This is a genomic window from Mycolicibacter terrae, assembly GCF_010727125.1.
In the GTDB taxonomy this organism is placed as follows: domain Bacteria; phylum Actinomycetota; class Actinomycetes; order Mycobacteriales; family Mycobacteriaceae; genus Mycobacterium; species Mycobacterium terrae.
Window position 1 is genome coordinate 1,553,990 of the sequence record NZ_AP022564.1, and the last position, 14,194, is coordinate 1,568,183.

At 67.8% G+C, this 14,194-nt stretch carries 9 protein-coding genes and 1 pseudogene; 6 read left to right on the top strand and 4 right to left on the bottom strand.

The genetic code is table 11. The annotated features are described in order from the left end of the window. On the bottom strand, nucleotides 1-1,353 hold the full coding sequence (locus G6N23_RS07565; RefSeq protein ID WP_085262242.1) for an HNH endonuclease signature motif containing protein: 1,353 nt from the start codon (nucleotides 1,351-1,353) through the stop codon (nucleotides 1-3). Between the two features lie 95 nt (nucleotides 1,354-1,448). On the opposite strand from G6N23_RS07565, the pseudogene G6N23_RS07570 reads away from it, so the two are divergent. After that, nucleotides 1,449-2,707: pseudogene (locus G6N23_RS07570) on the top strand (integrase core domain-containing protein). A 200-nt stretch (nucleotides 2,708-2,907) separates the two neighbouring features. Here G6N23_RS07570 and G6N23_RS07575 read toward each other — a convergent pair. Both G6N23_RS07575 and mtr read right to left on the bottom strand, forming a co-directional pair. After that, the gene (locus G6N23_RS07575; protein ID WP_085260998.1) at nucleotides 2,908-4,704 is read right to left on the bottom strand and encodes an acyl-CoA dehydrogenase; all 1,797 of its coding nucleotides are present in this window, start codon (nucleotides 4,702-4,704) and stop codon (nucleotides 2,908-2,910) included. A 24-nt stretch (nucleotides 4,705-4,728) separates the two neighbouring features. After that, nucleotides 4,729-6,108, bottom strand: a complete 1,380-nt coding sequence (gene mtr, locus G6N23_RS07580) for a mycothione reductase (protein WP_085260999.1) — start codon at nucleotides 6,106-6,108, stop codon at nucleotides 4,729-4,731. A 121-nt stretch (nucleotides 6,109-6,229) separates the two neighbouring features. Here mtr and mqo point away from each other — a divergent pair, with 121 nt between their 5' ends. Genes mqo through G6N23_RS07605 form a run of 5 tightly spaced genes read left to right on the top strand, consistent with a single transcriptional unit; the run spans nucleotide 6,230 to nucleotide 13,861 of the window. Then, nucleotides 6,230-7,663: a malate dehydrogenase (quinone) gene (gene mqo / locus G6N23_RS07585; RefSeq protein ID WP_234808615.1), complete on the top strand. Its 1,434-nt coding sequence runs from the start codon at nucleotides 6,230-6,232 to the stop codon at nucleotides 7,661-7,663. 9 nt (nucleotides 7,664-7,672) lie between these two features. Continuing rightward, nucleotides 7,673-8,890 (top strand): uroporphyrinogen-III C-methyltransferase, encoded by a 1,218-nt coding sequence (gene cobA / locus G6N23_RS07590; protein WP_085261001.1) that lies wholly within the window; start codon nucleotides 7,673-7,675, stop codon nucleotides 8,888-8,890. 33 nt (nucleotides 8,891-8,923) lie between these two features. Next, nucleotides 8,924-10,504, top strand: coding sequence for an MFS transporter (locus G6N23_RS07595; RefSeq protein WP_085261002.1), 1,581 nt, complete (start codon nucleotides 8,924-8,926; stop codon nucleotides 10,502-10,504). 51 nt (nucleotides 10,505-10,555) lie between these two features. Then, complete coding sequence (locus tag G6N23_RS07600; protein ID WP_085261003.1) at nucleotides 10,556-12,049, top strand: MFS transporter; 1,494 nt, start codon at nucleotides 10,556-10,558, stop codon at nucleotides 12,047-12,049. Between the two features lie 60 nt (nucleotides 12,050-12,109). After that, a complete protein-coding gene (locus G6N23_RS07605; RefSeq protein WP_085261004.1) occupies nucleotides 12,110-13,861 on the top strand; it encodes a proline--tRNA ligase in 1,752 nt (583 codons plus the stop codon). Here G6N23_RS07605 and G6N23_RS07610 read toward each other — a convergent pair. Next, on the bottom strand, nucleotides 13,858-14,187 hold the full coding sequence (locus tag G6N23_RS07610; RefSeq protein WP_165758698.1) for a DUF732 domain-containing protein: 330 nt from the start codon (nucleotides 14,185-14,187) through the stop codon (nucleotides 13,858-13,860). The two genes, G6N23_RS07605 and G6N23_RS07610, sit on opposite strands and share 4 nt — an antisense overlap. Nucleotides 14,188-14,194: the final 7 nt, after the last annotated feature.

The window sequence follows — 14,194 nt, forward strand, 5'->3', positions numbered from 1 at the left end:
CTACGGCCCGTCGCCGTCGTCGTCTCCGGAATCCTTGTCCTGCAAGAGTTTTTCGGGGTGGTGGTAGTGGTTGGTGCGGGGTTGACCGTGGTCGAGGTGGGGTGGGGGCAGGGTTTCGGTGGTGCCGTTGTGGGTTTTGCGGGTTTTCCAGCCGTGTGAGGTGATGAGTTGGTGGTGGGGGCCGCAGCGCAGGCTCAGCCCGTGGATGTCGGTGCGCCCGGTTTTGGCGTAGTCGGTGTCGTGGTGGACTTCGCAGTAGTAGCCGCCGATGGGGCAGCCCGGGTGGCTACAACCCCGTTCTTTGGCATACAGCACGATGCGCTGCCCGGGTGAGGCCAGGCGTTTGGTGTGGAACAACGCGAGTTCTGTGGCGCCGTCATAGATGCGTAGGTAGTGATGAGCGTGGGAGGCCATCGCGATGACGTCGCGTATCGGCAGCCACGTGCCGCCGCCGGTGTGGGCTTTACCGGTACCGGCTTCTAGCTCGGTCAGGGTGGTCGAGACGATGATGGTGGCCGGTAGCCCGTGGTGTTGGCCGAGGTCTCCGGAGGAGAGCAGGGCACGTGCCATGGCGGTCAGGGCGTCGTGGTTGCGTTGTGGTGCGCTGCGGGCATCGGCGTCGATCTGGGCCTGGGTCGGCGTGGCGGCTACGCAGGGGGTGGGGTCGTCGGGGTTGCACATGCCCGGGGCGGCCCAGCGGGCCAGCACGGCATCGAGGGTGGCGCGCGCGTGCGGGTCGAGGTAGCCGCTGATCGGGCTCATGCCGTCGCGGTCTTGGGGACCCAACACCAGGCTGCGGCGTTTGGCGCGTTCCTCGTCGGTGTAGTTGCCGTCGGGGTGTAGGTGATCGGCCATGCGGTGGGCCAGGGTGGCCAGTTGGTCGGGCCGGTAGCCGGCGGCCAGCTCGGTCAGTTCTGCTTCGGCACGCGCCAGGGTGGTGGTGTCGATGTCGTCGGGCAGGTAGGTGAAAAACGAGCGGATCACCGCGATATGCGCGGCCCCGATTTCCCCGTTCCGTTGGGCGGTGGCCACCACCGGGTGCACCGGGTCCAGGGGTTGGCCGGTCAGGGTGCGTCGCGGCCCGAGTTCGGCGGCTTCGGTGATGCGCCGCCCAGCCTCCCCGCGAGTCAGATGCAGTTCGTCGGCGAGCACCCAGCGTGCCTTGCCGCCCAGCTCGTCGGGATCGGCCGCGGCCAACCGGTTGACCATGGGGTGCTCCAGGGCGGGCAGCCGGCGCCGCAGCACCTCGCAACGCCGCAACAACGCCACGCACTCCCGCGGTGTCAACACCTCGAAGTCCAGTTCCAGCGCTCGGTCCAGCCCGGCGGTCAGCGCGTCGAAGACGTCGACGATCTGTCATCCCTCAAGACATCGGTGACAGTTCTGTATCAGGACATCGGTGACACGATCGGGGTGTTTGGTGGTGACACTTCTGGCTTGTTTGAGCGGTGGCTGCCGTTAATGAACCCGTTGATCCTCGTGTCCGTCTCGCGATCGTGCAGTGGCCTGATGACGCGCCACGTGGAGCGGTGACGACGTTCTGTGTCGAGCATCAGATCTCCCGCAAGACGTTCTATGCGATCCGGGCCAGGACCCGCACCGACGGCGCGACCGCGGCCCTGGAGCCGCGCAGTCGACGCCCGAGGAACAGTCCGACCCAACTCAGCGACGAGACCAAGCAGCAAGCCTTGGGCGTTCGCGCTGCGCTGGAGTCGTGCGGCTTGGACCACGGGCCGATCAGCGTTTTCGACAAGATGCACGCCATCGGGCTCGAATCGGTGCCCTCGGTCGCCTCGCTGGCCCGGATCTTCCGCCAGGCCGGCGTGTCCAAAGCTGAGCCGAGGAAAAAGCCCCGCTCGGCCTGGCGGCGGTTCGTCTATCCGGCGCCGAATGCGTGCTGGCAACTCGACGCCACCGGGTACGTGCTCACCCGTGGGCGTCAATGTGTGATCTTCCAACTCATCGATGACCACTCCGCTACGCGGTCGCCTCCCACGCCGCCTGGGGTGAGACCTCCGAGGCAGCGATCGCGGTCTTTAACAAGGCCGTTGCCGCCCACGGTGTTCCCCAACGCCTGTTGTCGGACAATGGGATTGCGCTGAACCCGGCGCGGCGTGGATACCAGGGCCGGCTCGTCAAACACCTCTCCCGACTGGGCGTGGAGGCGATCACCGGCAAGCCATACAAGCCGACCACCCAGGGCAAAAATGAACGCTTCCATCAGACCTTGTTCCGCTACCTGGACAAACAACCGCTGGCGAGCACGCTGGCTGAGCTGCAGGCCCAGATCGACGCCTTCGACGACATCTACAACAACGAACGTCCTCATCAAGGGCTGCCTGGCCGCGTCACACCGCGCACCGCATGGGAGGCCACCCCGAAAGCCCAGGCCCCTCACCCCAAGACCGACCCGCCCTTGTTCGTCCGCGCTGCATCCAAGCGCTTCCAGCCGCAGCCACCACCACAAGACCTGCCCGCCGGCACTTACGTCACGACCCTGACCAGCGGTGGCGCATTCACCGTTGCCGGAGTCCGCTACCAAGTCGACGGCCGGCGCGGATTCGAACAGGTGTTGATCCTCATCGCTGGCGACACGATCACCGTGACTGACCTCGACGGCGAAGTCCTCATCGAGCACACCCGACCCGCACCGGGAGTCCGATACGTCGGCAACGGAAGATCCCGAGGCCCCCGTCAAGACCGATGAAACGTCACCGATGTCCTGACACACCAACCGTCACCGATGTCCTGATACAGAACTGTCACCGATGTCCCGAGACATCACAAGACGTCGACGATCTCGTCCCGATTGTTCGAACACATGTGCTAATGATAGCGGCGCACCCCGACAAGAATCCGAATCCATCCACAAGCAAAACCACAGTGACACAAGTGAATACAGGGGCGTCAGAACCAGTCGGGCTGCATCTCCAGGGTGGTGCGATCCAGGCTTTCCAGCAGGTCCAGTTGCGGGCCGGTTTTGGGCAGTTCGTAGCGGAAGAAGTACCGGGCGGCCTGGCGCTTGCCGTCGTAGAAGTCCCCGGTGCGCCCGGCGACGGCCGAGAGTTGTTCCAGCCACATCCAGGCGATCACCACGTGACCGAAAGCCTCCAGGTAAACAGCGCTGTTGGCCAACGCGGCATCGATGTCACCGGCGGCGAACATGCCCGCCGTGACCGCGACCAGGCGCTGGACCACCACCTCGAGTTGCGCTGCGACATCGGCCGTTTCGCCGCCGGCCCGGCGCGCGCCCGTGATGCTGTCCGTCATCGCCCGGTGCACGGCGGCCAGACTCGCTCCGTTGCGCTGCACCACCTTGCGTCCCAACAGATCCAGGCTCTGGATGCCATGGGTGCCCTCGTGGATCGGATTGAGCCGGTTGTCCCGGTAATGCTGTTCGACGTCGTACTCGCGGGTGTAGCCGTAGCCGCCGTGCACCTGGATCGCGAGGTCGTTGGCGGCCAGGCACCACTGCGACGGCCAGCTCTTGGCGATCGGGGTGAGAATGTCCAGCAGCGCCGTGGCGTGGTCGGCTTCCTCGCCGGATTCTGCGGTGTGCGCGATGTCGACGAGCCGCGCGCAGTACAGCGCCAAGGCGAGGGCCCCCTCGACGTAGGACTTCTGCGCCAGCAGCATCCGCTTGACGTCCGCGTGCTCGATGATCGGAACCTGCGGCGTCGTCGGGTCTTTCGCCGAAACCGGTCGGCCCTGGGGGCGACTGCGAGCGTAGTCCAGCGACTTCAGGTAGCCGGTGTAGCCCAGCGCGATCGCGCCGATCCCCACCCCGAGCCGGGCCTCGTTCATCATGTGGAACATGTAGCTCAGCCCACGGTGCTCCTCACCGATCAGATAGCCGATCGCGCCCGGCTCGCCGCCGGGCCGGTGGCCACCCTCCCCGAAGTTGAGCACGGTGTTGGTGATGCCGCGGTAGCCCATCTTGTGGTTGAGCCCGGCCAGCACGACGTCATTGCGTTCACCGGCAGCGCCGTCGGAATCAACCAGATACTTCGGCACGATGAACAGCGAGATGCCCTTGGTGCCGTTCGGGCCGCCGGGGATCTTGGCCAGCACCAGATGGACGATGTTCTCGGTCAGCTCATGGTCGCCGCCGGAGATCCACATCTTCGATCCGAACAACCGGAACGTCCCGTCGGCGCGGGGTTCGGCGCGGGTAGTGATGTCGGCCAGCGACGATCCGGCCTGCGTCTCCGACAGGCACATCGTCCCGGTGAAGCGGCCGGCGATCATCGGTTTGACGAAGGCGTCGATCTGCTCGGGGCTGCCGAATTTGGCGAGCAGGTTAGCGTTCGCCATCGTCAGCATTGGGTAACCGGCGGTGCTGACGTTGGCGGCCATCAGCCAGGCGAAGCCGGCCTGAGCCACCGTCGCCGGCAGTTGCGCCCCGCCTACGGCGTAGTCCATCGCCATGCCGATCAACTCGGCGTCGGCACAGGCGGCCAGCGCCTCCTTGACCTCCGGAATGACGGTGACCGTCACCCCGTCGAAGGTGGGCTCGTGGGAGTCGCTCTTCTTGTTGTGCGGGGCGAAATATCGGGTCGCCAGCTGCTCGCACAGGTCCAATGTGTCGGCGAACGTCTCACGGGAGTGCTCGGCGAACCGAGCCCGTCGGGTCAGCTCATCGATGCGCAGCCAGTCGAACAACAGGAAATCCAGGTCTTGCCGCGATAGCAGGGTGGACTTCATCGGTCTCCTTTCCGCGCCCCGGCCTCACTTCAGGCCCAGCAGCGCGTTCTCCACCACCTCCGGCAGCGCCGGGTGGATCCAGTACTGGCCACGTGCCATCTCTGGTGCGGTCAACCCGAAGCTCATCGCCTGGATCAGCGGCTGGATGATCGAGGACGCTTGGTGACCCATGATGTGCGCTCCCAGCAGCCGGCCACTGCCGCGTTCGGCGATCAGCTTCACGAACCCGGTGGTGTCTTCCATGGCCCAGCCGTAGGCAACGTCGCCGTAATCCTGGACCTTCACCGATATATCGAAACCCTGTGCAACAGCCTGCGTTTCGCTCAATCCGACTGCGGCGATCTGCGGATCGGTGAACACCGCGAACGGGACGTAGCGGTGATCGGTGGCCCGCATCGATGCGGTGTCATCCCAGTCGCACAACAGATTGTGCTGCACCACCCGGGCTTCGTGATTGGCGACGTGCTTGAGCTCGTAGGGCGAGGAGACATCACCGAGCGCGAAAACGCCGGGCGCACTGGTCCGTTGGTACTTGTCGACCACCACCCGGCCGTTGACGACGTCAACCCCGGCCTGTTCGGCATCGAGCCGATCGCCGTTGGGTACCCGGCCGGTGGCGACCAGCAGCGCATCGGCACGCACCAGCGACCCGTCGTCGAGCTGCAACTCGACACCCGAGCCGACATTTCGGGCACCGGTCACTTCGCGCCGCGCCCGCAGATCCCATTTGCGCGCCGCCAATTCGGTGTAGCGCTGAGCCACGGTCTCGTCGCAGTGCCGCATCATGGTCTGGCTCCGGATCACCACGGTGACCCGGACACCCAGTGCGGAGAACACGTGGGCGAACTCTGCGGCCACGAACCCGCCGCCGACGATCACCAGGTGCTCGGGCAGCTCGGGGATGCGCATCACGTCGTCACTGGTGTAGTAGTGCACACCGCTCTCGGCGATCACCGGCGGAATCCACGTCCGCGCTCCGGCAGCGATCACCACCTTCGTGGCGGTGAACTCCTCTCCGGCAGTGGTGCGCAACACGTACTTGCCGTCCGAACCGGTCGGCCCGAACCCGGTGTGCTCGGCGTACACGTCAATGCCGGGCAGGCTGCGCCGATACTCCTCGCCGCCGGCGGCGATCGGGTCGATGCGGCCGAAGACCCGTGAGACGATGTCGGCCCAGCGAACCCGCTCGATGCGGGCATCGACGCCGTAGCGGGCCGCCTCGGTCACCGTCTGCGCCACCTCGGCGGCGTAGACGAACATCTTCGTCGGGATGCACCCCACGTTGAGGCAGGTGCCGCCGAAGGTGCCCTGCTCGCAGATCGCCACCCGCTTGTCGGCGTACCGCTCGTCGAGAATGCTGTTGCCCGAACCGGTTCCGATGATCGCCAGATCGTAGCTTTCCACAGGTGTTTCCCATCCGCCGCGCAGACCGTCGTCCCGGTCAGCTTAAGGCGTGCTCGGGATTAGCCTGAGACCTGTGCCCGCCCCCGCCACGACCGACGTCGCACTGATCGGCGCGGGCATCATGAGTGCCACCCTGGGGGCGATACTGCGCCGGCTGGAGCCGGACACCTCGATCACCGTCGTCGAGCGATTGGACGCCGCCGCTGCCGAAAGCAGCGACCCGTGGAACAACGCCGGCACCGGCCACGCCGGCCTGTGCGAACTGTTCTACACGCCGCAGCTGCCCGACGGCTCGATCGAGATCGCCAAGGCAGTGCGCGTCAACGAGCAGTTCCAGGTGACCCGCCAGTTCTGGGCCTACGCGGTGCAGAACGGCATGCTGGAGCAGCCCCCCGACTTCGTGCAGCCCATCCCGCACGTCAGCTTCGTGCGCGGCGCCGACGGCGTCGACTACCTGCGTCGCCGCCATCGTGCCCTGGCCCCCAACCCACTGTTCGCCGGAGCCGAGTTCATCACCGACTTCGACGAGTTCGCCACGCGCCTGCCGTTGATGGCGGCCGGTCGAGACGCGGATGTCCCGCTGGCGCTTGACTGGGCGCCTCACGGCACCGACGTCGACTTCGGGGCGCTGGCCAAGCAGCTGATCGGTTACGGAGTGCGCCACGGCACGGCGGTGCTGTTCGGCCACGAGCTGCGCAGCATCGGCCGGGAGTCCGACGGCAGCTGGACGCTGGGGCTGGGCGACCGCCGCACCGGCGAAAGCCGAAGGCTCAACGCCAAATTCGTCTTCGTCGGAGCCGGAGGAGCCACGCTGGGACTGCTGCGCAAGGCCGGCGTCGCCGAAGTTCGAGGCCTCGGTGGATTCCCCATCGGCGGCCGGTTCCTGCGCTGCGGGAGCCCCGGTATCACCGGCGCCCACCGCGCCAAGGTGTACGGCGCCCCAGCCCCCGGCGCGCCGTCGACGACCGCGCCGCACCTGGACACCAGGGTGGTCAACGGTGCGTCGTGGCTGCTGTTCGGGCCGTTCGCGGGCTGGTCGCCGAAATTCCTCAAGCACGGCCGAGCCACGGATCTGCCGCGGTCGATCCGCTTCGACAACGCGACCTCGCTGCTGGGCGCCGGGATCCGTGAGCGGGCACTGGTCGGTTTCCTGATCGGCCAACTGCGCCAGACCCACTCCGCGCGCATCGACGCGCTGCGGGAATTCGCCCCCGATGCGCTCGACCGGGATTGGTCGCCGATACGGGCCGGTCAGCGGGTGCAGCCGATCCGGGGTGGGCGACTGGAGTTCGACACCACGATCGTCAGCTCCGCCGACGGCAGCATCGCTGGGCTGCTCGGCGCCTCCCCGGGTGCGTCGACCGCGGTGCCGGCCATGCTCGAGGTGCTGGCGCGCTGCTTCGCCGGCCGGTTCGCCGGCTGGCTGCCCAGACTCGAGGAGATGGTGCCGTCGCTGGGTACCCGGCTCTCCGACGAGCCCGCCCTGTTCGAGCAGGTGTGGGAGTGGGGGACCCGACAGCTGCAGCTGCACCCGGCAGCCGGTGACCCGCTCTAGAGTGACCGGGTGACCGAGAACCCATACCTGGCCGGGCTGCGGCTGGCCGGCCGCAAGGTTGTCGTGGTGGGCGCGGGCAGTGTCGCACAGCGGCGGCTGCCGCTGCTGGTGGACAGCGGCGCTCAGGTGACGGTGATCGCTCCCAGCGCGACCCCGTCGGTCGAGGCGCTGGGGGAGCGCAAGCCCGGCATCACGCTGGTCTCGCGCGCCTATCGCGACGGCGACCTGGCCGACGCCTGGTATGCGATCGCGGCCACCGATGACCCGGACACGAACGCCGCCGTGGTCGCCGAGGCCGACCGACGCCAGATCTTCTGCGTGCGCGCCGACCTCGCCGTTGAGGGATCCGCGGTCACCCCCGCCACCTTCGGCTACGCCGGCCTGTCGGTAGGAGTCCTGGCCGGCGGTGAGCACAGCCGGTCGGCAGCGATCCGGTCGGCGATCCGGGAAGCGTTGCAGGACGGCACGATCACCGTGGAAGCAGAGGTGACCTCCGATGTGGTGCACGGCGGCGTGGCGCTGGTCGGCGGCGGGCCCGGCGATCCGGAATTGATCACCGTGCGCGGCCGCCGCATGCTCTCGCACGCCGACGTCGTGGTGGCCGACCGGCTCGCACCGGCGGAACTGCTCGCCGAACTGCCGCCGCACGTCGAGGTCATCGACGCCGCCAAGATCCCCTACGGGCGGGCGATGGCCCAGGACGCCATCAACGCACTGATGATCGAACGCGCCACCGCCGGCAAGTTCGTGGTGCGACTCAAGGGCGGCGACCCGTTCGTGTTCGCCCGCGGATACGAAGAGGTGCTGGCCTGCGCCGAGGCCGGGATCCCGGTGACAGTTGTGCCTGGTGTGACGAGTGCCATAGCGGTGCCGGCCCAGGCCGGGGTGCCGGTCACCCACCGCGCCGTGAACCACGAATTCGTGGTGGTCAGCGGGCATGTCGCCCCGGATGACCCCGAATCGTTAGTCAATTGGGATGCGCTGGCCGCGATGCGCGGAACCATCGTGCTGCTGATGGCCATCGAACGCATCGAACAATTCAGCGCCGTGCTGCAAAAGGGCGGCCGACCAGCCGATACGCCGGTGCTGGTGGTTCAACACGGCACCACGCCCGCCCAGCACACGCTACGAGCGACGCTGGCCGACGCGCCCGAGAAGATCCGCGCCGAGGGCATCCGACCTCCTGCGATCGTCGTTATCGGTGCGGTCGCGGGCTTCGGGGTTTAAACAGCTCTTAATATTACTGTAGGGTAGCCGGTTATGACTGCTCTTGATGATGCAGGACGGGCGACCACGCAGTGGCCGACCGATACCGCCGGGGCGGCATCTCCGGGGCGTCCGGGATCTGACATCGTGAGCCGGACCAGCAAGTATGTATCGTCGTGGCTGCCGTCTCGCCGCTTCATCTATGCCGTGATCGCCATCGGTGGCATGCAACTGCTGGCCACGATGGACAGCACCGTGGCAATCGTCGCGCTTCCTAAGATCCAAAACGATTTGGGCCTGTCCGACGCCGGCCGCGGCTGGGTGATCAGCGCCTACGTGCTGACCTTCGGCGGCTTGATGCTGCTCGGCGGTCGGCTCGGCGACACCATCGGCCGTAAGCGCACCTTCATCAGTGGGGTCGCGCTGTTCACCATCGCCTCCGTGCTGTGTGCGGCGGCCTGGGACGCCCCCACCTTGGTGATCGCGCGGCTGCTGCAGGGCGTCGGTTCGGCCATCGCCTCACCGACCGCGCTGGCGTTGATCGCCACCACCTTCCCCAAGGGGCCGGCCCGTAACGCGGCCACCGCGGTGTTCGGGGCGATGACCGCCGTTGGTTCGGTGATGGGCCTGGTGGCCGGCGGCGCACTGACCGAGCTGTCGTGGCGGCTGGCGTTCGGCATCAATGTGCCGATCGGCCTGCTGATGATCTACCTGGCCCGCACCGCACTGACCGAGACGCACCGGGAGCGGATGAAGCTGGACGCCGCCGGAGCATTGCTGGCGACCCTGGGCTGCACCGCCGCGGTGTTCGCGTTCACGATCGGCCCGGAGAAGGGCTGGATCTCGGTGATCACCATCGGCTCGGGCGTGGTCGCGGTCTTGGCACTGCTGGCGTTCGCCCTGGTGGAGCGCACCGCCGAGAACCCGGTGGTGCCGTTCAGCCTGTTCCGCGACCGTAACCGGCTCGCCACCTTCGCGGCCATCTTCCTGGCGGGCGGGGTGCTCTTCACCGTGACCGTGACCATCGGCCTCTACGTGCAGGATCTGATGGGCTATTCGGCATTGCGCGCCGGGGTGGGCTTCATTCCGTTCGTGATCGGGCTCGGCGTCGGACTGGGCGTCTCCTCCCAGCTGGTGCGCCGGTTCCCGCCCCGGGTGCTGGTGATCGCCGGCGGGGTCGTGGTGCTGGCCGCGATGGTCTACGGCTCGACCGTCGACCGGGATCTCCCGTACTTCCCGAACTTCGTGACGCTCATCGTGCTCGGCGGGCTGGGGATGGGCGTGATCGTGGTGCCGTTGACCCTGTCGGCGATCGCCGGTGTCGGTTTCGACCAGATCGGCCCGACGTCGGCGATCGCACTCATGCTGCAGAACCTCGGTGGCCCGATCGTACTGGCCGTCATCCAGGCCGTCATCACCTCGCGCACGCTGTACCTCGGTGGCACCAATATGCCGGTCAAAACGATGGACGCCACCCAGATCGCCGCGCTGGACGCCGGCTACACCTACGGGCTGCTGTGGGTGGCCGCGGTCGCGGTGCTGGTCGGCGCGATCTCGCTGCTGATCGGATACACCGCCAAGCAGGTCGCGCACGCCCAGGAGGCCCAGGACGCCTTCGGCGCGGGCAATCTGTAACTTCGCCGGACGCCGCGCTGAGGGGTCGCCCCGTCGTTAAGCTGGCGTCTTATGGCCGCGCCGGGTGGGTCCCCATCGGCCGGTCGCCCGTTGTCCTCCAGCGTGCTCGGTGTCGCCATCGTGGCGATCACCGGCATGCAGCTGATGTCGACGTTGGACGGCACGATCGTCGTGGTGGCCCTGCCGCGGATGCAGGCCGACCTGGACCTATCCGATGTCGCCAAGAGCTGGGTCATCACCGCATACGTACTGACCTTCGGCGGCCTGCTGCTACTGGGCGGCCGGGTCGGAGATGCCATCGGCCGGAAACGGGCATTCATCTCCGGCGTCGGGGTGTTCACCATCGCCTCGCTGGTGTGCGGGGTGGCCACCGACTCGGCGACCCTGATCGTGGCCCGCGCCGTGCAGGGCACCGGGGCGGCGGTGGCCGCACCGACCGGGCTGGCGCTGATCGCCACCACCTACGCCGTCGGCCAAGCCCGTAACCGGGCGATAGCGGTGTCGGCGGCCATGCAGGGCATGGGCTCGGTGCTGGGCCTGGTGCTCGGCGGTGCGCTGACCGTCATCTCCTGGCGGCTGGCGTTTTTGATCAACATCCCGATCGGCGTCGTCATCATCGCGATCGCGGTGACCCGGCTGACGGAAACCCACACCGAACGCCTCCGACTCGACCTGCCCGGGGCGCTGCTGGCCACCGCCGGTTGCACCGCGGCGGTCCTGGTGTTCACCCAGGGCCCGCCGTACGGCTGGACCAGCCCGTGGGTGATCGGCGCAGGGGTGGCCGCGACGGTGTTCCTGCTGGCGTTTCTGCTCGTCGAGCGCGGCGCGGCCAACCCGCTGGTGCCGCAGGCGGCGTTCGACAACCCCAGCCGGGTCGCCACTTTCGTGGCGTACTTCATGGCCGGTGGGGTGATGCTCACCGTCAGCGTGATGATCGGTCTGCTGGTGCAGGACGTGCTGGGCTACTCGGCGTTGCGCGCCGGGGTCTGCTTCATTCCGTTCGCGCTGGCGATGGGTGCGGGCAACGTGCTGACCACCTGGGTGTCCGCGCTGGTCGCGCCGCGCTGGTTGATCATCGGCGCCGGCAGTCTGGTGTGGGCCGCCATGCTGTTCGGGTCCACCCTGGACCGCGACGTGCCGTATCTTCCCGACCTGGTGATGCTGTTCATCGTGGGCGGTTTCGGCATCGGAGTGATCTCGGTGGTGCTGCCCCTGTGCGCACTGGCAGATGTCGGCCCGCGTGAGATCGGGCCGGTCTCGGCGATCACGTTGATGGTGTACAACCTGGGCGGACCGGTGGTGTTGGTGATCATCCAGGCCGTGCAGACCTCCCGGACGCTGTATCTGGGCGGCACCACCGGGCCGGTCAAGAACATGACACCGTCGCAACTGGACGCGCTCGGGCACGGCTATACCTATTCGCTGCTGTGGGTGGCCGCGATTGCGGTGCTGGTGGGTTTGGCCGCGCTGTTCATCCGGTTCTCCGCCGCCCAGATCGCCCGCGCCCAGCACACCCTGGAGGCCGTCGAGGCCGGGGAGTTGTAGCACCGGGCTCCACGAGTGCGAGTCCGCGGCTGCTCGCGGCTGAAGATAAGCTCTCCCGCTGTGATCACCCGGATGTCCCAGCTGTTCCTGCGCACGTTGCGCGACGACCCCGCCGATGCCGAAGTGCCCAGCCACAAGCTGCTGATCCGGGCAGGCTACATCCGGCCGATCGCGCCCGGACTGTACAGCTGGCTGCCGCTGGGTCTGCGGGTGTTGCGCAACATCGAACGGGTGGTGCGCGAGGAGATGAGCGCCATCGGCGGCCAGGAGATCCTGTTGCCCGCACTGTTGCCGCGCGCCCCGTATGAGGCCACCAATCGCTGGACCGAGTACGGCGACACCATGTTCCGGCTGCAGGACCGCCGTCGCAACGACTACCTACTGGGGCCCACCCACGAGGAGCTGTTCACCCTGACGGTCAAGGGGGAGTACGGCTCCTACAAGGATTTCCCGGTGCTGCTCTACCAGATCCAGACCAAGTACCGCGACGAGGCGCGGCCGCGGGCCGGCATCCTGCGCGGCCGTGAATTCGTGATGAAGGACTCCTACTCCTTCGACGTCGACGACGCCGGGCTGGCCGTCGCCTACAACGCGCACCGCGAGGCCTACCAACGGATCTTCGACCGGCTGGGAGTGCGCTATGTGATCGTTTCCGCCGTGTCCGGCGCGATGGGCGGGTCGGCCTCCGAGGAGTTCCTGGCCGAAAGCGAGGTCGGTGAGGACACCTTCGTGCGCTGCCCGCAATCCGGCTACGCCGCCAACGTCGAGGCGGTGACCACCGCCCGCCCGCCGGCGCGGCCGATCGAGGGCCTGCCGGAGGCACAGATCTACGACACCGGCGACACCCCGACCATCACCACCCTGGTGGACTGGGCCAACGGTGCAGCCCTGGGCCGCACCGTCACCGCCGCCGACACCCTCAAGAACGTCATGCTCAAGGTGCGTTTGCCTGGGGGAGACTGGCACTTGTTGGGTATCGGGCTGCCCGGGGACCGGGAGGTCGACGAGAAACGGCTGGGCGCGGCGCTGGAGCCCGCCGAGTACGCATTCCTGTCCGACGACGATTTCGCCAAGCACCCGTTCCTGGTCAAGGGCTACATCGGCCCGAAAGCACTGCAGGACAACGAAGTCCGCTACCTGGTCGACCCCCGCGTGGTGGACGGCACCAGTTGGATCACCGGTGCCGACCAACCCGGCAAACACGTCGTTGGGCTGGTGGCCGGACGCGATTTCACTCCCGACGGCACCATCGAGGCAGCCGAGGTCCGCGACGGTGACCCGTCCCCGGACGGGGCGGGCGCACTGGTCAGCGCACGCGGCATCGAGATCGCGCACATCTTCCAGCTCGGCCGCAAATACACCGATGCGTTCAGCGCCGACGTCCTGGGTGAGGACGGCCGTCCGGTGCGGCTCACCATGGGCTCCTACGGTGTGGGGGTGTCGCGGCTGGTCGCCGTCATCGCCGAACAGCAGCACGACGAGCTGGGTCTGCGCTGGCCGGCGCAGGTCGCCCCGTTCGATGTGCACCTGGTGATTGCCAACAAGGACGATGCCGCCCGCGCCGGTGCCACGGAACTGGCCGCCGACCTCGACCGGCTCGGGATGGAGGTGCTGTTGGACGACCGGCAGGCCTCACCGGGGGTGAAGTTCAAGGACGCCGAACTGCTCGGCGTGCCATGGATCGTCGTGCTGGGACGCGGCTGGGCCGACGGGATCGTCGAACTGCGGGACCGCTTCTCCGGGCAGACCCGCGAACTGGCGATCGGCGCCGAACTGGCCGGGCAGATCCTCGCCGCGGTCCGCGACGCCTAACCGGGCGCCTGGGTGCACATGGTGCTGCGCGCCGCGCGCACCATGGTGGCGGCCTGCTCGGGGCTGGCGCCGTATTGCCCGGCCACCTGGTCGATCACCGCGCTCGAAGGTCGGCCGGAGTAGAGCAGACGGCAGGCCTGTTTGCCGGCCAGCAGCAGCTGGTCGTCGTCACCGGGAAAGTTGCCGCGGGCCGCATCGAGGTACCGGGTGTCCTCGGCGGTGTAGGGGATCGGCCACGCGCCGGCTGGTCCGGCGGCGGGGCCCAGCAGCGTTGCGGCCGCGGCCGCGGCCGCCATCAGCCGGGCACCTGGTTTCGACACCGACATCGGCCCG